Genomic DNA, 19424 nt, shown 5'->3' with positions numbered 1-19424 from the left:
GCATCACCATCTCCTACTGGGGCGAGGCCCCCGAGACGACCGAGCCCACGCCCGAGCCCACCCCGACCGAGTCCGAGTCGCCCAGCGAGAGCGCCTCGTCGCTCCTGGGCGCACCCAGCGAGGAGGCCACCCAGTGAGCGGCAGCGGCACCGTCGGCGGACGCTACGAGCTCGGCGAGCTCCTCGGCCGCGGTGGCATGGCCGAGGTGCGCAAGGGCACCGACACCCGGCTGGGACGCGTGGTCGCGGTCAAGCGGCTGCGCACCGACCTGGCCAGCGACGCGACGTTCCAGGCCAGGTTCCGCCGGGAGGCGCAGTCCTCGGCCTCGCTCAACCACCCTGCGATCGTCGCGGTCTACGACACCGGTGAGGAGCCCTCGGCCGACGGCAGCGGCGTCGCCCAGCCCTACATCGTCATGGAGTACGTCGCCGGCCGCACGCTGCGCGACATCCTGCGCGAGGGCCGCAAGATCCTGCCCGAGCGCGCCCTGGAGATCACCAGCGGCGTGCTCTCCGCGCTCGACTACAGCCACCGCGCGGGGATCATCCACCGCGACATCAAGCCCGGCAACGTCATGCTCACCCCGAGCGGCGACGTGAAGGTGATGGACTTCGGCATCGCCCGGGCCATCTCCGACGCCTCGTCCACGATGACCCAGACCGCGGCCGTCGTCGGCACCGCCCAGTATCTCTCCCCCGAGCAGGCCCGTGGCGAGACCGTCGACTCCCGCTCGGACGTCTACTCCGCCGGCTGCCTGCTCTACGAGCTCCTCACCGGCCGTCCGCCGTTCGTCGGCGACTCCCCGGTCGCGGTGGCCTACCAGCACGTCCGCGAGCAGGCCCAGCCGCCCAGCGACCACGACACCGATCTCCCCCCGGAGGTCGACGCGATCGTGATGAAGGCGCTGGCCAAGCGGGTCGAGGACCGCTACCAGTCCGCGGCCGCGATGCGCAGCGACATCGAGCGCTACCTCGCGGGGCGCCCCGTCCAGGCCGCCGCCGTCCCCCCGGTCGCCGTGCCGCCGGCCGCCGCCACCGCGGTGGCCGCCCGTCCCGTGCCCGCCGCCGCGCCCGGACCCGCCACCGGCACCCAGACCGCCATCCCGTACGCCGAGGACGAGCGCCGCACGCCCGTGGGGTTCCTCGTGCTGCTCGGCCTGCTGGTGATCGCGCTCGTCGTCGCGGGGGCTCTCCTGTGGCCACGCCTGTTCCCTGCCGCGCCCGACGAGGTGCGGGTGCCCGACGTGGTCGGTCGAGGCGAGAACCAGGCGCGCACCACGCTGGGTGAGGCGGGGTTCGAGGTGACCACGGAGCTTGAGAACTCCGACCGTCCCGCCGGGAAGGTCATCGACCAGGACCCGTCGGGCGACTCCTTCGTCGACCCCGGCTCGACGGTGACGATCACCGTCAGCAGCGGCCCGCCCGAGGTGAGCGTGCCCGACGTGGTCAACCAGCAGCGCGACCAGGCGACCGCCACGTTGGAGGCAGCCGGCTTCGACGTCGACGTGACCCGCGGCGAGTCCGACGAGCCACGCAACCAGGTGCTCGCGCAGTCACCCGAGGCGGGCATGGCCGTCGCCGAGGGCAGCACGATCCTGCTGACGCTCTCCGACGGTCCCGAGTCGGTCCCCGACGTGATCGGCCTGGAGCAGCAGGAGGCCGAGCAGCGCATCCGCGACGCCGGGTTCAACCCGGTCGTCCGCGAGGACAACTCCTCGACCGAGCCGAAGGGCACCGTGGTCGACCAGAGCCCCAAGGGCGACCAGAAGGTCCCGCAGGACACGGACGTCAACATCTTCGTCTCCACCTACGAGGAGCCCACCGAGGAGCCGAGCCCCACCGACGAGCCGTCGCCCACCGAGCCGACCGAGAGCCCCACGGCCACCGAGTCGCCGTCGGCACTGCTCGGCGGCAACGGCCGCTCCGTCACGCGCGGGCGGCGCTCGCCGCGGGCCTAGGGTCGCGGGCCCGGCTCGGCCGGGTTTGTCGGCCAGCCGATGAACCCGGGAGCTGGACGACAAAGGTTCGTCGTCTCACTCCCGGGTCTGTCGGCCAGCCGGCAAACCCGGCAGCCCACTCGGTCACCCGCGGGCGGCGCAGCCCGCGATTTTAGGCGGTCGGCTCGATCGGCTCGGCGTAGGAGAGGTCGAGCAGGCCGTCGTACGCCGGCGCCTCGACCTCGTCCTCGACCATGTCCCAGCCGATCTGGATGTCCTCCTGGATCGATTGCGCCCGGTAGAACGCGAGGTAGGGGTCGGTCTGGACGGAGGCGGCCAGCGCGGTCGGGTCACCGACCGCCTCGATGACGTACGGCGCGGGGTAGGGGACCCCCTGCAGCGTGACGGAGTTGGCCTCGCACTTGATGCCGGTCGTCGACACGATGCGCTGCCCCTGCACGGTCACGGCGCTGGCACCACCGCGCCACATGGCGTTGACGACGGCCTGGATGTCCTGCTGGTGGACGATCAACCACTTGGTGGGTTGGTCGGTGTCGTCGGCCTGCAACGGGGAGTCCGAGAGCGTGATCCGCAGGCCCTCGCCCTCGCGGGGGGTGAGGCCGGCGGGGTCGCGCAGGTCCTCGATGCGCTCTTGGACCCGCTTCACGTCCCGACTGCCCACCTGGGCGCTGAGGTCGGTGACCTGCGCGGTCAGGTCGGCCACGCGCGAGCGCAGCTCCTCGTAGGAGTCGGCCTCGGCCTGCACCAGCGACGCGAGGTCGGTGTAGCGGCCCGCCCGCAGGTCGGTGCCCTCGCTGTTGACGGCGCTGACCGCGAAGAGCGACCCGCTGAACAGCACCATCACCGGCGTACCGACCCGCCAGGCGCCGCCGGTGCTGCGACGCCTGGTGCGGACCCGGCGACGGGCCAGTGCCAGGACCTGCTGGGCGCGGGCGCGGCGCGAGGGCCGGCGGGCCTGGTGACCCGCCGGTGGCCTCGCGTGGGAACCCGTGCTCACGACCACTAGGGTAGGCGCCTGGACCAGCCCGCTCGGGCCGGCCGCACCCGCACCACCCGGACACCTCGAGGAGCACCTGCCGTGAAGGACATCGACCCCTTCGACGACCGACAGAGGGGGCCCGTCCTCTCCGTCCGCTTCATCGTCGCGCTGGCCCTGATGGTGCTGGGCATCGCCTGGATCGTCTACTACTACGTGGCGGTCCGTCCCGACCCGACCGTGCTCGACTCGGTGCCGGGCTCCCCGGCGTTCATGGCCGACCTGGTGCGGTGGAACTACGTGATCGGCTTCGGCCTGTTCTTCCTCGGCCTGGCGGTCTCCGCCCACCCCAGCACCCCGTTGGGCCGCGGCCGCGGCGTCGTCACCGGCATGCTCGGCTGCTTCATCCTGGGCCTGCTCTGGATCTGCACGTTCTACGTGCTGGCCAACGACCAGCTCGACTCGGTGCCGGTCATGAACGACCTGCGCCAGTCCAACCTCTTCGTCGGCATCGGCTTCATGGCCGTCGGCTTCACCTTCGCCACGCGCTGGGAATGAGGCCGCGCCGCTCCCGAGCGGCCGTCGCACTGCCTTCCGAACCGCCCGTCGTCCCCTGTGGACGGCGGGCGGTTCTGCACATCTGGGGATTTCCCTGTGGAGAATCACACGCGTGTAGTTATCCCCAGACCGATCCACACCCTGTGCACGGATCCCCCGTCGCCAGGCACGCCGAACCGGCGCATTGATACGCCGGCTCGGCGGAGGGGAGAGAGAGGGGACGGTCGGCAGCGTCAGACGGCGAGGCGCAGGGCGGTCGCGGCCAGGAGGACCACGGCGATGAGCGCCAGGCCCGTGAGCTGGTGCGCCGAGCGGCTCGGGCCGCGGGGCGCGTAGACCAGCAGCGCGGCGACCGCGAGGCCGCCGGCGAAGCCGCCGAGGTGCCCCTGCCAGGAGATGTTGGGGACCATGAACGTGATCACGAGGTTCACCGCGATCAGCGCGCCGAGCTGGCGCAGGTCGCCGCCGACCTTGCGCACGCAGACCACGAGCGCGGCGAAGAGGCCGTAGATGGCACCCGAGGCACCGAGGGTGGCCTGGTACTCCGGGGCGGCCCACAGGACCACCACCGAGCCGGCCAGCAGGGAGAGGAAGTACAGCGCCAGGAACCTGCCCCGGCCGAAGAGCTGCTCGAGCTGCGGTCCGAGCACCCACAGGGCGAACATGTTGAAGCCGATGTGCAGCAGCTGCACGTGGGCGAAGCCCGAGGTGAGCACCTGCCAGAAGGCGCCGTCGGCGAAGCTGGGGATCCAGGTCCCCGTACAGGCCTGCTCGACGATGTTGGGTCGATAGAAGCCGTCGAGCGCGCATCCGCCGCGCAGCTGCAGCGCGAGCAGGTCGACCAGCCGGCTGGCCGAGCCGCCGGTCAACGTGATCGCCAACCACACGCCGGCGTTGACGGCGATCAGCGCGATGGAGGTCGCGGCGGCGTCGGGGCGGCGGGTGCCGCCGTACGTCGTGCGGCCCTGGCGGGTCGTGCGAGCACCCTCCGCCACGCAGTCGGGGCACTGGAAGCCCACCGACGCGTCGCGCATGCAGTCCGGGCAGATCGGCCGGTCGCAGCGCTGGCAGCGGATGTGGGACTCCCGGCCGGGGTGCCGGTAGCAGACCGGCACGCCCGGCTCGGGGGTCGGAGGCTGGCTCACGCCTCGCGGATCTCCACGGTCTCGATGACCACGGGCTCGACCGGGCGGTCGCCGGGGCCGGTCTGGGTGGTGGCGATGGCGTCGACGACGTCGCGCGAGGCCTGGTCGGCGACCTCGCCGAAGATCGTGTGCTTGAAGTTCAGCCACGTGGTCGCGCCGACGGTGATGAAGAACTGCGAGCCGTTGGTGCCCGGGCCGGCGTTCGCCATCGCGAGGAGGTAGGGCTTGTCGAAGACCAGCTCGGGGTGCGGCTCGTCCTTGAAGGTGTAGCCCGGGCCGCCGGTGCCGGTGCCGAGCGGGCAGCCGCCCTGGATCATGAACCCGGAGATGACGCGGTGGAAGCCGAGGCCGTCGTAGAACGGGCCGCTGCGGCCGTTGCCGGCGTCGTAGTCCTTCTCGCCGGTCGCGAGACCGGTGAAGTTGGCGACCGTCTCGGGCGCGTGGTTCGGGAAGAGGTTGAGGACGATGTCGCCTCGGTTGGTCTTGAGGACGGCCTGCGGGTCAGCCATGACTGCCTTTCACGCGATCGGGGTACACCGGAGGACGACGAAGAGCCGTCGTCCAGCGACGATCCTCGCACGCGCGGCAAGGTGACCCCCCGCGGGCACCTTCTCGGGTGAGCGCGGGGCGTGGTTCGATGGACGTGAACCGACGAGAGGAAGTGACGCGGATGCGTCTGCGGAAGAAGAAGTCCCTCATCGAGCAGGCCGGCGACTACGTGGAGTCGGTGGTGGAGACGGTGCGCCCGCAGGTCGAGGCCGCGATCTCCGAGGCCCGCGAGAAGGCCGGTCCCGCCATCGCCGATGCGCGCGAGAAGGCCACGCCCTACCTCCTCGACGCCCGTGACCGGGCCGTGGAGCTGAGCGGCGAGGCCCGGGAGAAGGCTGGTCCGGCGATCGCCGACGCGCGCCGCAAGGCCGCGCCGTACGTCGCCAGCGGTGCCGCCTACGCCTCCACGAAGGCCAGCGAGCTCGGCGAGCGCGCCAGCGCCGGTCTGAGCGAGGCCAACACGGCGCTCGCCGGCACCGCCGCCGGTGGCGCCGTCGCCGCCAAGGTGGCCGACCTCAGGGGCGAGGAGCCGAAGAAGAAGGGCTCGAAGCTCAAGAAGCTCGTGCTCATCGGCGGTCTCGCCGGTGTGGTGGCCGTGGTGGCCAAGAAGGTCCAGGGCGGCGGTCAGGACTCCGCGTCCTGGCAGTCCTCCTACGTGCCGTCCCCGCCGCCCCCGGCCAGCCCGGCCCCCTCGCCCGCCGCCCCGATGGCCGGCGCGGCGACCGCCGCCGGCAGCGAGGCCGACGACACCGGTGGTTCCTCGCCGGACGAGGCCCTGGCCGACAGCGCCGAGGGCAAGCACGCCGCGACCACGCCGGACGACCCGGCCGAGGTCGTGGAGATCGACGAGAAGAAGTAGCCCGGGAGCCGCACGGGTCAGCGACGGCCGGAGGAGCGTGGCTCCTCCGGCCGTTCGTCGTCCACGGTCCCGTCCCCGCCGGTCGGCACCGGCGCCGCCCGACCACCGACGACGACGCGGTGCTGCTCGACCCACGCGTCGATGCGCTCCCACCAGCCGTAGAGCCAGTCGATGCGCTCCTCGCGGTCCGCGGGGATCTCCGAGCGCGGCACCTGCCACCACTTCATGGTGATCTGCTTGTCGATCGGGATCGCGCGCCACAGCTCCCGCATCGTCACGACGTGGTCGAGCCCGGTGTGGGCGACCAGCACGACGTCGGCCTCGGGGGCCGCGTCCAGGGCGGCCAACAACCCGCCGGGACGGGGGGCGAGGACGTGGACCATCTCCTCGGCACGGCGCGCCATCCCGTGCAGGCCGAGCTGGTCGAGCCGCTCGATGGCGCGGTGTCGCCGGGCCTGGGTGAAGTTGCCGCCCTCGGGGAAGATCACGAACGCGTCGTTCTCGTCCAGGCCGGTCGCCAGCGCCGCGATCTCGGCCTCGAGGTCGACTCCCCGGCCCGGCGTGATGAAGCGCGCCGGGATGCGGTGCAGCAGCGTGTCGATCACCGGGTCCCACGCCAGCGTCGCCTTGAGCACGACGCGCGGCTCGCGGGAGTACCACGCCATCAGGGTGTGGATCAGCGTGAAGGAGTCCCCCGGGCCCGCGTGCCGGCAGCAGACCAGGATCGGCACGCCGGGGTGCGCGTCGGGCACGGATCCCTGGCTGACCCCCTCCAGGTGCAGCCCCCGCCGCGCCTCGGAGAACAGCACCGCCATCACGCCCTGCACGAGGTCGTAGTGGATGCCCTCGAAGTACGACGTGCGCAACCGCCGCCCGAAGCCCGAGGCCAGCCACAGCCCCAGCAGGATCGCCAGCAGCACCGCCTCCATCGTCAGGTAGACCACGACCATCCACAGCACCCGAGGCGCCCGCCACCGACCGGGCAGGAAGGGCGAGGCGGCGGCAGCGACGAGCACCCACAGCGGCAGGGTGGTCCACAGGAGCACGGTGAGACCGAGCACCACAGGCACGCTCACCAGCCGTCTCAGGACCCGCACGGGTCCATCACACCACCGCACGGCCCCCGAAGCGGAGACGTGGGCGCGGAGACGTGGGTGCGGAGACGTGGGTGCGGAGACGTGGGTGCGGAGCGCCGACTCAGGCCAGGTGCTCGTCGAGGTAGGCCGCGCCGGCCTCCCGGCTGAGCCGGATCTTCTCCACGACCCCGCTGAAGTCACGGGTGGCCCACACCGAGTCGTCGCGCTCGGACGTGCCGCCCGTCGGCAGCACGTGCGCCTCGACCGACTCCGGCAGCTCGGCCATCTCCCGGTTGAAGCGGTGCCGTCGGGCGATCTCGAAGGACACCCGTGCGACGTCCCACGGCCGGCGAGGCGCCGACAGCGGGCGCTCCATCCGGCCCACCTGCAGCACGAAGACCCGGGTGGCACCGAGCTGGTGGGCCCGGGCGACGGGCACCGAGTTCACGATCCCCCCGTCGAGGTAGTGCTCACCGTCGATCTCCTTGGGCGGCAGCAGCCCGGGTACGGCGGCGCTCGCGACCACTGCGTCGACCACGTCCCCGGTGTCGAACCAGTGCTCCGCGGCCCGCTCGATGTGGGCCGCGCAGACCTGCAGCGGCACGGCGAGGTCGGCGAAGGTCACCTCGCCGAGCTCCTCGCGCAGCCGGGTCGCCAGCGGCTTGGCCGACCACACGTGGGTGCCCGTGGCGACGGCTCGTCGCACCGCGCGCAGCGGGCGGTCGCCGTACACCTCCCGGGAGGAGGCGGCGACGGTCTCCCACAGCCCGGTGAGCCGGTCCACCACGTCGGGGGTCGGGTCCTGGGCGACGAAGGCGCCGTTGAGGGCACCGACACTGGTGCCGAGCACCAGGTCGGGGGTGATGCCGCGCTCGAGCAGGGCGCCGAGCATGCCGACCTCGACGGCCCCGAGCGCGCCGCCACCGCCGAGGACGTAGGCGGTGCGCGGCTGGGTCACGGCAGGTCTCGGCGCAGGTGCGTGGTCAGGCGGGGAGCGACTCGTGGACCTCGGTGCGCACCCGCTCGGTGGCGCGGTGCTCGGCCCAGAAGCTCAGCAGGGGGACGGTGCCGCAGACCAGCGTCACCGCGGTGAAGGGGATGTCCCAGTCGGCGCGCCGGGAGAGCCAGAACGCGCAGAAGAGGAAGATCATGTAGAGCCAGCCGTGCGCGACGCCGAGGTACTCGGAGATGAACTCGCCGGCCTCGTAGCCCTCGCCGGAGCCCTGCGCCAGCCAGGCGGCGTCGGAGACGAGGTAGCCGTAGTGCAGCGGCAGCCCGACCAGGCACAGCACCACGAGAAGCAGCCCCACGACGGTCGCCATGAAGCGGTAGGCACGCAGCGGGGTGCGCAGGTCCTCGGGCAGGTCGTCCGTCACGTGCCCGACGGTACCGGGGGACCGGAGGCCGACTCCTGCTCGGCGCCCTCGTCCCGTCCCGCCCGGGTGACGTCGCGCACGTAGCGCCACCACACGAAGCCGGCGAAGCCTCCGAAGACGACCCACTCCAGGGCGTAGAGCAGGTTGCGCAGCCCGGTGCCGCCGGCCGGCGGGGGGAGCTGCTCGAGGTCGGCCGGCTCCAGGGCGTCGGCGCCGGGCACCACGGGGGAGCGGTCGTGGTCGAGCACGGCGTAGGCGCCGTACAGGTCCTGCTCGACGTGCTGGATCAGGTCGGCGGTGCGGACCTGGGGGATCACGTCGTCGGTGCGGTCGGTGTCGGTCTCGCCGGTGCCGTCGGTGGGCTGCAGCCAGCCGATCACCTCGCCGGTGCCCTGCGGCGGCGCGGGGGCCGCGTCGGGGTCGGCGGTCCAGCCGAGCACCACCGGCAGCGCCGGGTCCTCGGCGCCGCCCACCGCCAGCGGCGTGACGAGCCAGAAGCCGTCCTCGCCCTCGTGCTCGCGGCCGGACACCAGGACCGTCCCGGTCGGCACCCAGGTGCCCTCGACGGTCACCGGCTGGCCGACGCGGTCGCCGGGGTAGGGCTCGTCGGGGCCCATCACCGAGGTGAGGGCGAGCGGCTCGGCCTGCGTCAGGTCGACCGCCTCCGCGGCGCGCCGGGCCTGGTATGAGTCGTACTGCCACCACCCCAGGCCGGCCGCCGCGGCCATCAGGACCAGGGCGAGCAGGTGCGCGCCCCAGTAGCGGGGGGCGAGGACGGCGAGCACACCTCCAGGGTACGGAGCGGTCCCGACCGTCCTGCGATCGGCCACTGGTCTGACCACTTGACCTCTGACCTCAGGTCCTCCTACTGTCCCGACATGCCGCTCCAGCCCGTGACCCGCCGCTCCGTGCCCGACGAGGTGTTCGACCAGGTGCTCGCCGAGGTCGTCGACGGGGGCCTCGCGCCGGGTGAGCAGCTGCCCAGCGAGCGCCGGCTCGCCGAGGTGCTGGGCGTCTCCCGGCCGGCCGTGCGGGAGGCCCTGCAGCGGATGGCCGCCACCCGGCTCGTGGAGGTCCGGCAGGGCGAGGCCACCACGGTCCGCGACTTCAAGCGGTACGCCGGTCTCGACCTGCTCCCGCGCCTGCTGGTGCGCGCCGGTGGACTGGACACCGCCGTGGCGCGCAGCGTCCTGGAGGCGCGCCTGGCGGTCGGCCCGACCGTGGCCGCGCTCGCGGCCCGGCGCGGGGGACCGACGCTGGCCGCGTCCCTGACCGACGTGGTCGACGCGCTCTCGACCACCGACGACGACGTCGAGCGCCAGGTGCACGCCCTTGAGCTGTGGGACCAGGTCGTCGACGCCGCCGACTCGCTGGTCTTCCGACTGATGTTCAACAGCCTGCGGGCGGCCTACGAGCCCGCCCTGGAGGCGCTGGCCCCGGTGATGGCGCTGGAGGTCGGGCAGGTCGAGGCCTACCGGCTGCTGGTGTCGGCGATCGCCTCCGGCGACCCCGACGTCTCCCGCGCCGCCGCCGAGCGGGTGCTGCGCCCGGCCACCGACGCGATCCTCGGCGCGCTCAGCGAGCTGGGCGACGGCGATGCCCTTCCCGACGCCACTGCCACCTCGACCGTCTCCAGGCCGGAGGACTGAGGTGACCCGCGTGGACCCGCAGATCGAGGCCGCCGCCGCCCAGCGTCTGGCCGCCGACGAGGAGCGCATCACCGGCCAGGCCAGGCGCCGCGAGACGCTGTCCCTGCGTGCCGCTTGGCGGGAGTTCTGGCGGCACCCCAGCCCGCCGATGATCACCACCGCGCTCGCGGTGGCGGTGCTCGGCCGGGTGCTGGTGGGTGCCGGCTCGGCCTGGGAGCTGCTGGTCCCCGCCACCCTGCTCGCGCTCTTCCCGCTCATCGAGTGGGTCGTCCACGTGGCCGTGCTGCACTGGAAGCCGCGCCGGGTCGGACCGATCACCATCGACTCCCACCTCGCCCAGGAGCATCGCGCCCACCACGCCGACCCGCGCGACCTGCCGCTGGTGTTCATCCCGTGGCGGGCCCTGCTGTGGCTGCTGGCGGTCTTCGCAGTGGCGGGCTTCGCGGTGACCGGGCTGGTCACCGACGGTCCGCTGCTCGCCGTGGGGTCCTCGTGGGCGTGGACCTTCCTGGTGTCGGCGTACGCGATCATGCTCGGCTACGAGTGGACCCACTACCTCGTGCACAGCGACTACAAGCCGCGCTCGCGGTGGTACCGCTCGGTGTGGCGCAACCACCGCCTGCACCACTACAAGAACGAGCACTACTGGTTCGCCGTGGTCACCGCCGGCACCGCCGACCGCGTGCTGGGGACCTACCCCGAGCCGAGCAGCGTCGCGTCCAGCCCGACGGTCAAGGCGCTGCACGCGACCGGTCGCGACTGACAGACTCGGGCCTCGTGCGAGTCCACCACCTCAACGCCGCCACCATGCGCCCCGCCGGGACCTTCGGCGGCCGCCTGTCGCCGACCGAGATGGTCGCCCACACCCTGGTCGTCGAGCGGCCCGAGGGCCTGCTGCTGGTCGACACCGGCTTCGGCCGCGGGGACGTGGCCGACCCGAAGCGGCTGGGACAGCCGTTCCGGGCCATGGTGCGTCCGACGCTCGACCCGGCCGAGACGGTGCACGCCCAGCTGCTCGCCCGCGGGCTGGACCCCGCCGACGTCACCGACGTCGTGCTGACCCACCTCGACCTCGACCACGCCGGTGGACTCGCGGACTTCCCGACCGCGCGGGTGCACGTGCACGAGGCCGAGCTCGCCGCCGCCACGGCGCCGACCCTCCGTGAGAAGGCGCGCTACCTCCCGGTGCAGTGGGCGCACGGACCGCAGTGGGTCACCCACACCACGGCCGGCGAGTCGTGGATGGGGCTGTCGGCGGTGTCCGCGCTGCCCGGCGCGAACGGTGGCTCGGCGGGCGAGGTGCTGCTGGTGCCGCTGCACGGCCACACCCGCGGCCACTGCGGCGTCGCGGTCCGCACCGCCGAGGGGTGGCTGCTGCACGCCGGTGACTCCTACTTCCACACCTCCGAGAAGCAGACCCCGCCCGCACCCCCGGTCGGGCTGAAGGTCTACCAGCGCCTCCTCGCCGCCGACGACCGGCTGCGACGCGACAACCAGGCTCGGCTGCGGGAGATGTACGCCGCGCACGCCGGCGAGGTCACGGTCTTCTCCGCCCACGACGCCTCGGAGCACGCCGCGCTGGCCTGAGGTCCGGCCCCGGCCGCGGGCGGGGGTGCGTCAGTCCGCGCAGGCCGCGAACGGCAGCGCCCGGCGCAGCGTCAGCTCCGCCGCGCCGACCGGGTCGACGAGGCGGTAGCCGATGCGGCCCGAGGCCGGGTCGGCGACCCCGCCCTCGAGCACTCGGGCGACGTCCTTGTCATCGGCGGCCAGGGCGATCCGCTCGAAGAGGTCCTGCCGATCGGTGCCCAGGCGCACGGTGGCCAGGGTCCCCTCCAGCGCGACGGAGTACGCCGACAGCGGCTCGAGGCCGGTGGCCCCAACCGGTGCGGGGACGCATCCCCGTTCCACGTAGGTGCCGACCGCGGTGCCGGTCACGAGCATCCCCGTGGCGTCGTCGTCGCCCCACGGGTCGTCCACGTCCACGGCGGCGCCCGACAGCACCAGGCCGGCGTCGACGTCCACGACCGCGTCGGCCAGCGGCCCGACCCCGGCGTCGACGGCCTTCTCGACCGCGCGGGGGTCGATGATCGTGTGCAGCCCGAGGATCCAGCCGACCTCCTGGCCCTCGGCGTCGAAGAGCCGGGCCTCCCAGCCGACGTCCTCCTGGGAGAAGGAGTGGTCGCGGAGCAGCTGCGGGCCGACCGGGCGCAGCAGGCCGTCGCTGAGGATGGCGGTCTCGCGCTGGGCGCGGTCCCAGAAGGCGTTGCGCTCGCGCTGCGGGAGGTCGCTGCTCACCTCGTCGAGCCCGAGCTGCAGGGCGGCCCGGTCGAAGTCGGTGATGGTCACCGCGGTGACGTCGGCCGGCACGTGCGCCAACGCCCGCTGCGCCGGGGTGATGTCGACCGGGCTGACGGTCAGGGTCGCCTGCGGCGCGGCTGGCTCCTGCCCCTGCGGCGGCGGGCTGGAGGACGTGCAGCCGGTCAGAGCGACCGCTGCGACCAGCACCCCCGCCATCGCGGCCGCGGGCCGGGCGGCGGTCCCTGCTCCCCTCCGTGACCGACGGGACCGGTCAGCTCCGGGTCGTGAGGCGCGCACCCGCAGAGTGTGCCATTCCCGACCGCCCCAGGTGGCCGAAGCGTCACTCACGCACGGCCCACCCGTCACTCACGCACGGCCCACCCGTCACTCACGCCCGGCCCACCCGTCACTCACGCACGGCCCACCCGTCACTCGCGCACGGCCGAGACGTCACTCACGCACGGTCAGGGCCGGTTGCGCCCCAGGTCGTCGTGCGCCTGGACCCACTCCTCCGCCACGACGGCCGAGCCCAGCGACAGCTCGCCGGCCAGCACGGTCGCCGCGATGATCTCGGCCAGCTTGAGGACCCCGCCGCTGCCGTAGCAGCCGAGCAGCTCCAGGCACTCGCGCTGCGTGGCCAGACCCGTGCCACCGCCGTACGTCGCGACGATGAGGGAGGGCAGCGTGACCGAGGCGTAGAGGTCCCCGTTCGGCAGCAGCTCGGAGAAGCCGTACAACGCCGAGGACTCCGCCACGTTGGCAACGTCCTGCCCGGTGGCGATGAACACCGCGGTGATGCCGTTGGCCGAGTGGTTGCCGTTGTTGTTGGTGACGCTCATGATCGAGCCGAGCTGGCCCTTCATACGAGCGGCGTAGAGCTTGTCGGTCGAGACGTGCATCTGCTCCTCGACCAGCGCCGCGGGCAGCGTGACCTCGGCGACCACGCGCTTGCCGCGGGTGTGCAGCATGTTGACCACCGAGGTCTTCTTGTCGGTGGCGAACTGGCCCTCGAGCAGGAAGTGCAGCTCGCCGGGGTAGTGCTGCTTGATCCACGCGCACGCCGCGAACGTCGCCTTGCCGGTGAGGTTCTGCCCCGCTGCGTCGCCGGGGGAGTAGCTGAAGCGCGTGTAGAGGTGCTTGGACGCGGCGAAGGTCTGGATGTCGAGCAGCCGGCCGGTGCTCGTCGTGCTGTGCGCAGCGGCGGCGATCTCGTCGACGTGCGCGTCGAGCCAGACCTTGAAGTCCCGAGCCTCGCGCGCGCTGGCGAAGCAGAACACCGGCGCCCGCTGCATCCGGTCGTCGAGCACGGTGGTCGTGATGCCGCCGGCCGCCCGGCACAGCTTCATGCCGCGGCTGTACGACGCGACCAGCGTTCCCTCGGTGGTCGCCATCGGCACCACGAACTCGCCCTGCGCGTGCTCACCGTCCACCAGCAGCGGCCCGGCCAACCCGATCGGCACCTGGGCGACGCCGACGAAGTTCTCGATGTTGCCCGGCAGCGTGCCCGGCCCCAGCGAGTACGACGACACGTGCTCGACCCGCGCGCCCGTCTGCTCCTCGGCGTACTCACCGCGCGCCGCGATCGCTGCGGCGGAGTAGTCGTCGGCGGGATCGCGCGGGATCTTGGGAAGAGTCGCAGCGCGACCCTAAGGGAGTCGGTGCGCAGGCCGCGTAGGACGGGACGTTCGAGATCGGTCGGTGGAGCCTAGGGGACTCGAACCCCTAACCCCCTGCTTGCAAAGCAAGATCATCGGCTGTCCTTTGGCAGCGATCGAGCATAAATGCGCAGGTCAGGCGCGGTCATCAGAGGCCATCTGTTGACACCTCTTCCCCCACCGGTCCCCCACACGTACCGTAGTGTGCCAACGCAGCATGGGGTCAGGGAGGTCTCGGGATGGCACGGCGACGCGGGTTCGGTGAGGTCGAGCGACGAGTCAGCAGGTCCGGGCAGGTCACCTACCGGGCTCGCTACGCCATGTCGGATGGCGTACGCCACTCCCGCACACTGGCGACCAAGATGGACGCCGAGGCGTGGCTTGCGGCCGAGCGGGCACTGATCGACCGGGACCAATGGACATCCCCGCAGGCCAGGAAGGAGGCGGCCGAACGACGTCTTCGCGAGGCAGAGTCCAACACCCTGCAGAGCTTCGCCGAGCGCTACTTGGCTGAGCGCGGCCTTCGGCCGAACACGGTCCGCGGCTACCGCGCGCTACTGAAGGGCCAGATCCTCCCGTTCTTCGGAGACGCGCCCCTCCACGAGGTGACCCTCGCGCAGATCAAGGCCTGGCGCGCATCCCTCGACCCGGCGAAGGAGTCGACGAACGCGGCCTCCTACCGGCTGCTGCGATCAATCCTCCAAGCGGCCGAGGAAGAGGAGCTGATCGACCGGGCGCCACCTAAGATCCGCGGCGCGAGTAGTGCGCCGGTCAAGAACGTCGCCATCCCCGCGACCTTCGATGAGTTGGCGGTGATCATCGACGCAATGCCCGACCGGCTGAAGCTGCTGATCGTCCTCGCCGCCTTCGTGGGCCTGCGCGAGGGCGAGCTGTTGGAGCTGCGGCGCTCGGATGTCGACGGTGTGACCGGGCGGATCGACGTCACCCGCAAGGTCGACAAGGACGCCGACCCGTCCGCCCGCGGCGCGTGCCCTGAGTGCGGTCGACCGATCAGCTCACCCAAGACGGCCAAGGGCATCCGGACCGTCCACGCCCCGCCGCCGTTCCTCTCGATGCTCCAGAAGCATCTGCTCGAGCACACCGCCGAGGGTCCCTCGGGTCTGCTGTTCCCTGGTGACCGAACCGACCACATGAGCGTCCGCCACTTGATGGATCGCTACCGCCCGGCGCGCGCGAAGGCCGGCCGGCCGGACCTGACGATTCACCACCTTCGCCACACGGCACTCACGCTTGCCGGCCAGCACGGCGCCACGGGCGCCGAGCTTCAGGCCCGCGCCGGCCACGCCTCCCAGGCAGCGATGGCCATCTACCAACACGCCACCCTCGACCGCGACAAGGCTCTGGCCGATCGGATCGGTGATGCGTACGACGCCTGGCAGGCATCCCGGCGACCCTGACTGATGCCTCCTTGGCGGAGGCTGTCGACCCGACCCAGCGCGCGCGAAGAAGAAAGGAGCACCCGACCGTCAAGCGTCAGGCAGAGACGAGCTGGTGGGCCAGCCAGCCTTGACCACGAAGCGTCTCCAGCGCGATCCGCACGTGGTCCTCAGTGAACATTCGCGCCTTGCGCGGAGACCACGCCCAGATCGCCTGCAGGCGGTCATCGTCGGTCGCATCCGGCATCGACTGCGCCACGAAGTGCACCGTTGACAGCAGTTCGAGTCCGTAGGCGGATTCGAAACCCTCGGCAAGTTCAAGTACCTGGTCGATCCGACGCTGCGCCTCCGTGTCGTCAGCGAGCACCTGCTGCGCTTCCTCGGCGGCATCCGGCAGGACGATGAGAGGCTCCGCGTCGGCAACGCGTGCGCTGCCATCACCGAAGCCTCGGATGAAGTGGCCTTCGAGAAGGTTCAGGACGTGCCGGAGGTTGTCGGCATACGGACCGTAGTGATGCTTGGCGAAGTTGAGGCTCAGCGGCTGACCCGCAACCTGCAGGAAGTAGAGGAGCTTCTGCGCCTCGATCTGGCCAGGTGCCAGCATTGCCTGACCCGTATATCGGTTCAGGATCTCCACCAGCGCAGCGCGGTTCGGATTCATCGTCGGCCTCGGGCTCGCCGTCACCATCTCCGCCGCGCTCGGTGCGCCGGCGGGAGGGAACAAGAGCACGTCGACGTTCGGGACCTCGTCGAATGCAGCGATGATCCTTGGCTCCACCTCGACCCAGTCGAGGCCGCCGTTTCCGCAGCCGAGGGGCGGAACAGCAATGGACTCGATGCCGAGCCGGCGGATGACGGCGATCAGATCCGCGAGACCGCTCTCAATGTCCTTGAGCTTGGAGTTGGACTTCCAATGGCCCTTGGTCGGGAAGTTGATGATGTACTTCGGGCCGGTCATCTGTCCCGTCGGCCAGACATGCATGTGCCCGAGACGGACCTTGCCGGCCTTCGCTGCCTTCCGGTACGCGTCGTACATCGCGGGGTAGGCCTTCTTGAACTGGAGCGCGATGCCCTTGCCCATCACGCCCTCGGTGTTCACCGTGTTGATGAGTGCCTCGGCATCTGCGCTCAGCAGATTCCCAGCCGTTTCCTTGATCATCTCACCTCCAGCATGCCTCAGAAGTACCACTCACGACGGATCTCCACGCGGGGAATCCAATCGGCGCTAGCCAGCATCGACTGCACCTCTTCCACGACAGTCTGACTCTTGGTTCCGACATATTCGATCGCGTCCCAGGGCACCGCACCGCGCACGAGACACTCCGCCATCCGTCGTTCCAGCCGGTCGGGGTGCTCGCCGTCGTTGTTCCACATCTTCGCCTTCATCAGCGGCCAGTCGACGAAGTCCTCCTCCGGCTCTCCGTCGGTGAAGCGGTGGAACTCTGCGTAGCGCTTGGCGGCGTTCCGATCGGTAAGGATCGGGTCCAGGCCCAGCCCCGCAAGCCGCTCGAGCGTCGTGCAGAGGTACACGATTCGCGCGTCTCCGTCCGTGTAGCTCGCGACGCCACCGTGGACGATCCGATAGAGCATCGGGCTTCTTGGCGCGAAGTAGAACGGGACGTAGTCCGCGACCACTCCTCCTGGCCGCACCGGCACGTCACGGCTGCGGCGCGACTGCTTGATGCCAGGCTCGCCGATCTCCTTGAGAAGCAGTCCCTGCGTCTGAGCAACGACATCGCATTGGATACCCGAGCCGATGACCGTCGGCAAGTGCTCGACGCGAGTGAAGTGGTACAGCGGGGTTGGAATCGGACGTGCCACGCCTCCACCTCCTCATACCGTCTCGACTCGGATCCTTCCAGAAGCGTCGGACATCCCTCGTGTCCCCGCGCCCTCACCCGCCGACGCCTACGATCGGGCCGTGCCCGCAGGTGACGACGATGACCTCCTCCGCCAGTTCGACGCGCTGATCTCAGGGACTGACCTCGGCGACCTGCGGACGCTCGCCGACCAGATGTCGGTGGTCTCAGGCGGTGGCTTCGCGAAGCGGACGAACAACCCGCACCTGCGCCACCCCAAGCGCGACGAGCCGGCGATCTTCCGAGTGCGGGTCGACCTCAACGATGCACATCCGCCGATCTGGCGACGGCTTGACCTGCGCTCGGATCTCACGCTCGCCGCGGTCCACCAGGTCTTGCAGGCGGCGTACGACTGGACGGATTCGCACCTGCATCGCTTCTCCATCGGCGGCGACACGTTCGACATGGGTGCTGAGTGGTTCCTCTGCGAGTACGACGTCGAGGAGGGCGAGGACGAAGGAACGCCCGATGCTGAGGTGACCCTCGACGAAACATTGGTCGAGCCGGGCGACGTCTTGCACTACGTCTACGACTACGGCGACAACTGGGATCTGACGATTCGCCTCGAAGAGGTCCTCCCGCTGACGGACGACGCGCCGCAGGCGAGGTGTGTCGATGGTGCACGGGCCGCACCGCCGGACGACTGCGGCGGACTGCGCGATGCCGAAGACCTCACCGAGATCGTCGACGCGCCCGCTGCCTTCGATATCGCCGAGCTCAACGAACGCCTCGTCTCACCTGCCGGTGGACTCGCTGAATGGGGAGTGCGCCCGGACCTGGTCCGCCTGCTGAACCATCTCCAGCGGACGCCGGTCGGCGACAACTTCATCGCCCGCACCCTCGCCATCGGGACTCCCGAGCAACCCGATGTGCCGACTCTGACTGCCAACCTTCGCGCGTACCAGTGGTTCCTCGATCGCGCAGCCCGCGACGGCATCGCGCTGACTGCAGCCGGCTATCTCAAACCCGCCGACGTCGAGGCCGCCTCGGAGGTCGTTCCTGTGGTCGGGGATTGGATCGGGAAGCGCAATCGTGAAGACCTCACGGTCCCACTGCTCGAGTTCCGCCAGTCGCTCCAGCAGATCGGGCTGCTTCGGAAGTCCAAGGGCAAGCTCCTGCTCACCAAGCTCGGGAAGGCCGCTCGGGCCGACCCGGCCGCCTTGTGGCGCCACCTCGCCGACCGTCTCGTCGACGGCGACGAGGACACCTTCACGTTCCAGGCTCGCCTGCTGGCCCTGCTGTGCCTCGTGTCTGAACCGGAGGGACGGCACGAAAAGCGATTGGCCGAAGCCCTGACCTACCTCGGCTGGCGACAGCGCGATGGACGACCCGTCAGCACCGACCAGTCGGGTTGGGCGCTCCGCGAGGCGACGCACGCGCTGGCCAACATCGCGTCCGAGCAGCGCGACCACGGCCTGCCACGGATTGACCGTCGGACACTGACTCCTATGGCGATGCTGCTAGCGAGGACCGCCCTCTCGAGCGAGGACTGAGGGATTTGCCCGCATCGACCGGCAGTCAGCCGCGGTCGACGCCTACCCGGTGTGGCAGTTGGGTGCGCACCAGCGGCAGCCGTTGACCTGCGAGTAGTAGTTCTTCGCGCTCTGAACCGCGGAGACGCAGCCGGCGTGAAACCCCAAGTCCTGGCGATTCGCGGGGTTAGGCAGACACCACTTGGCGGCGGTGGTGTCGTGCACCTCGTGATCGCCGTTCGACTGGGCGACCTTGTTAACGCAGTAGTTGGGCATTTTGGACTCCTTTCCGGATTAGCAGCATGACTGCCTCCCCCGACAAAAAGCGGTCTGACGATTCGATGCTGATGCTGGAGTCGCGGCAACGGCGGACACCGCCTCCCCAGCAGGTGCCCGCCGCAGCGACGACACGTCAGCCGTTCTCGGTGACGGTGGTGTTCGGCGATCGCTGGGCGGTCCCCTTCGTCACGTACCGCCCGGTGATCGCGGAGCGGTATGCCGGCTCTTCGTACTTCAGGTGGGGATGAGGGTGTCGAGTCCTCCGCCGATGAGGAGCATGCGTAGCCGGTAGTTGTCGTAGTTGCGGAAGCCGCGGGCA

General features: G+C 71.1%; 21 protein-coding genes and 1 tRNA gene. 9 read left to right on the top strand and 13 right to left on the bottom strand.

Annotated features, from left to right (window positions below; genetic code table 11):
- Positions 1 to 133 precede the first annotated feature (133 nt).
- A complete protein-coding gene (gene pknB, locus A6R01_RS14180) occupies positions 134 to 1957 on the top strand; it encodes a Stk1 family PASTA domain-containing Ser/Thr kinase (protein ID WP_292607033.1) in 1824 nt (607 codons plus the stop codon).
- A 151-nt stretch (positions 1958 to 2108) separates the two neighbouring features.
- Here the strand turns inward: pknB and A6R01_RS14175 are convergent, their stop codons facing one another.
- On the bottom strand, positions 2109 to 2954 hold the full coding sequence (locus tag A6R01_RS14175; protein ID WP_292607031.1) for a DUF881 domain-containing protein: 846 nt from the start codon (positions 2952 to 2954) through the stop codon (positions 2109 to 2111).
- An 81-nt stretch (positions 2955 to 3035) separates the two neighbouring features.
- On the opposite strand from A6R01_RS14175, the gene A6R01_RS14170 reads away from it, so the two are divergent.
- Entirely contained in the window at positions 3036 to 3491 is a 456-nt protein-coding gene (locus tag A6R01_RS14170) for a cell division protein CrgA (protein ID WP_292607028.1), read from the top strand.
- A gap of 233 nt (positions 3492 to 3724) precedes the next feature.
- On the opposite strand, the gene A6R01_RS14165 is transcribed toward A6R01_RS14170, so the two are convergent.
- Together A6R01_RS14165 and A6R01_RS14160 are read right to left on the bottom strand one after the other, a co-directional pair.
- A complete protein-coding gene (locus tag A6R01_RS14165) occupies positions 3725 to 4636 on the bottom strand; it encodes a rhomboid family intramembrane serine protease (RefSeq protein WP_292607026.1) in 912 nt (303 codons plus the stop codon).
- Entirely contained in the window at positions 4633 to 5145 is a 513-nt protein-coding gene (locus tag A6R01_RS14160) for a peptidylprolyl isomerase (RefSeq protein WP_292607023.1), read from the bottom strand. The genes A6R01_RS14165 and A6R01_RS14160 overlap by 4 nt, the downstream gene beginning before the upstream one ends.
- Positions 5146 to 5306: 161 nt before the next feature.
- Between A6R01_RS14160 and A6R01_RS14155 the strand changes: the two genes are divergently transcribed.
- Complete coding sequence (locus A6R01_RS14155; RefSeq protein ID WP_292607021.1) at positions 5307 to 6044, top strand: hypothetical protein; 738 nt, start codon at positions 5307 to 5309, stop codon at positions 6042 to 6044.
- A gap of 17 nt (positions 6045 to 6061) precedes the next feature.
- Here the strand turns inward: A6R01_RS14155 and A6R01_RS14150 are convergent, their stop codons facing one another.
- From A6R01_RS14150 to A6R01_RS14135, 4 genes are all read right to left on the bottom strand, one after another.
- Positions 6062 to 7120: a 1-acyl-sn-glycerol-3-phosphate acyltransferase gene (locus A6R01_RS14150; RefSeq protein ID WP_292607019.1), complete on the bottom strand. Its 1059-nt coding sequence runs from the start codon at positions 7118 to 7120 to the stop codon at positions 6062 to 6064.
- Positions 7121 to 7241: 121 nt separating this feature from the next.
- Positions 7242 to 8078 (bottom strand): patatin-like phospholipase family protein, encoded by an 837-nt coding sequence (locus tag A6R01_RS14145; protein WP_292607017.1) that lies wholly within the window; start codon positions 8076 to 8078, stop codon positions 7242 to 7244.
- A gap of 25 nt (positions 8079 to 8103) precedes the next feature.
- Positions 8104 to 8496, bottom strand: a complete 393-nt coding sequence (locus A6R01_RS14140; RefSeq protein WP_292607014.1) for a DUF3817 domain-containing protein — start codon at positions 8494 to 8496, stop codon at positions 8104 to 8106.
- Entirely contained in the window at positions 8493 to 9281 is a 789-nt protein-coding gene (locus A6R01_RS14135; RefSeq protein WP_292607012.1) for an SURF1 family protein, read from the bottom strand. Before A6R01_RS14135 ends, A6R01_RS14140 begins: the two co-directional genes overlap by 4 nt.
- A 93-nt stretch (positions 9282 to 9374) precedes the next feature.
- Here A6R01_RS14135 and A6R01_RS14130 point away from each other — a divergent pair, with 93 nt between their 5' ends.
- Genes A6R01_RS14130 through A6R01_RS14120 form a run of 3 tightly spaced genes read left to right on the top strand, consistent with a single transcriptional unit; the run spans position 9375 to position 11732 of the window.
- Positions 9375 to 10145: a GntR family transcriptional regulator gene (locus A6R01_RS14130; RefSeq protein ID WP_292607009.1), complete on the top strand. Its 771-nt coding sequence runs from the start codon at positions 9375 to 9377 to the stop codon at positions 10143 to 10145.
- Positions 10146 to 10155: 10 nt separating this feature from the next.
- Positions 10156 to 10908 carry a sterol desaturase family protein gene (locus A6R01_RS14125; protein ID WP_292607006.1) on the top strand — a complete coding sequence of 251 codons (753 nt, stop codon included), beginning with the start codon at positions 10156 to 10158 and terminating at the stop codon, positions 10906 to 10908.
- Between the two features lie 14 nt (positions 10909 to 10922).
- Positions 10923 to 11732: an MBL fold metallo-hydrolase gene (locus A6R01_RS14120; RefSeq protein ID WP_292607003.1), complete on the top strand. Its 810-nt coding sequence runs from the start codon at positions 10923 to 10925 to the stop codon at positions 11730 to 11732.
- A 30-nt stretch (positions 11733 to 11762) separates the two neighbouring features.
- Here A6R01_RS14120 and A6R01_RS14115 read toward each other — a convergent pair whose 3' ends face one another.
- From A6R01_RS14115 to A6R01_RS14105, 3 genes are all read right to left on the bottom strand, one after another.
- On the bottom strand, positions 11763 to 12650 hold the full coding sequence (locus A6R01_RS14115) for a hypothetical protein (protein ID WP_292607000.1): 888 nt from the start codon (positions 12648 to 12650) through the stop codon (positions 11763 to 11765).
- 257 nt (positions 12651 to 12907) lie between these two features.
- A complete protein-coding gene (locus A6R01_RS14110; RefSeq protein ID WP_292607036.1) occupies positions 12908 to 14026 on the bottom strand; it encodes a hydroxymethylglutaryl-CoA reductase in 1119 nt (372 codons plus the stop codon).
- 116 nt (positions 14027 to 14142) lie between these two features.
- Positions 14143 to 14209: transfer RNA gene (locus A6R01_RS14105), tRNA-Ser, on the bottom strand.
- 251 nt (positions 14210 to 14460) lie between these two features.
- Here A6R01_RS14105 and A6R01_RS14100 point away from each other — a divergent pair.
- Complete coding sequence (locus tag A6R01_RS14100) at positions 14461 to 15516, top strand: site-specific integrase (protein WP_292606997.1); 1056 nt, start codon at positions 14461 to 14463, stop codon at positions 15514 to 15516.
- Between the two features lie 76 nt (positions 15517 to 15592).
- On the opposite strand, the gene A6R01_RS14095 is transcribed toward A6R01_RS14100, so the two are convergent.
- Both A6R01_RS14095 and A6R01_RS14090 read right to left on the bottom strand, forming a co-directional pair.
- Positions 15593 to 16654, bottom strand: coding sequence for a macro domain-containing protein (locus A6R01_RS14095; protein ID WP_292606995.1), 1062 nt, complete (start codon positions 16652 to 16654; stop codon positions 15593 to 15595).
- Between the two features lie 17 nt (positions 16655 to 16671).
- The gene (locus A6R01_RS14090; protein ID WP_292606993.1) at positions 16672 to 17316 is read right to left on the bottom strand and encodes a DUF4433 domain-containing protein; all 645 of its coding nucleotides are present in this window, start codon (positions 17314 to 17316) and stop codon (positions 16672 to 16674) included.
- A gap of 100 nt (positions 17317 to 17416) precedes the next feature.
- On the opposite strand from A6R01_RS14090, the gene A6R01_RS14085 reads away from it, so the two are divergent.
- A complete protein-coding gene (locus tag A6R01_RS14085; protein WP_292606990.1) occupies positions 17417 to 18847 on the top strand; it encodes a plasmid pRiA4b ORF-3 family protein in 1431 nt (476 codons plus the stop codon).
- A gap of 42 nt (positions 18848 to 18889) precedes the next feature.
- Here the strand turns inward: A6R01_RS14085 and A6R01_RS14080 are convergent, their stop codons facing one another.
- A complete protein-coding gene (locus A6R01_RS14080; RefSeq protein ID WP_292606987.1) occupies positions 18890 to 19102 on the bottom strand; it encodes a hypothetical protein in 213 nt (70 codons plus the stop codon).
- Between the two features lie 26 nt (positions 19103 to 19128).
- Between A6R01_RS14080 and A6R01_RS14075 the strand changes: the two genes are divergently transcribed.
- Positions 19129 to 19353, top strand: coding sequence for a hypothetical protein (locus A6R01_RS14075; RefSeq protein WP_292606985.1), 225 nt, complete (start codon positions 19129 to 19131; stop codon positions 19351 to 19353).
- Positions 19354 to 19424 lie beyond the last annotated feature (71 nt).

Origin of the sequence: Nocardioides sp. REDSEA-S30_B4 (assembly GCF_001627265.1) — a bacterium.
In the GTDB taxonomy this organism is placed as follows: domain Bacteria; phylum Actinomycetota; class Actinomycetes; order Propionibacteriales; family Nocardioidaceae; genus Nocardioides.
The sequence above is the reverse complement of the archived record's forward strand: the minus strand, read 5'-3'. Positions and strand labels throughout refer to the sequence as shown.

Coding starts and splice junctions, on each gene's coding strand:
- A6R01_RS14075 (WP_292606985.1), top strand. CDS start 19,129: ATGACTGCCTCCCCCGACAAAAAGCGGTCTGACGATTCGATGCTGATG.
- A6R01_RS14160 (WP_292607023.1), bottom strand. CDS start 5,145: ATGGCTGACCCGCAGGCCGTCCTCAAGACCAACCGAGGCGACATCGTC.
- A6R01_RS14155 (WP_292607021.1), top strand. CDS start 5,307: ATGCGTCTGCGGAAGAAGAAGTCCCTCATCGAGCAGGCCGGCGACTAC.
- A6R01_RS14080 (WP_292606987.1), bottom strand. CDS start 19,102: ATGCCCAACTACTGCGTTAACAAGGTCGCCCAGTCGAACGGCGATCAC.
- A6R01_RS14095 (WP_292606995.1), bottom strand. CDS start 16,654: ATGATCAAGGAAACGGCTGGGAATCTGCTGAGCGCAGATGCCGAGGCA.
- A6R01_RS14100 (WP_292606997.1), top strand. CDS start 14,461: ATGGACGCCGAGGCGTGGCTTGCGGCCGAGCGGGCACTGATCGACCGG.
- A6R01_RS14130 (WP_292607009.1), top strand. CDS start 9,375: ATGCCGCTCCAGCCCGTGACCCGCCGCTCCGTGCCCGACGAGGTGTTC.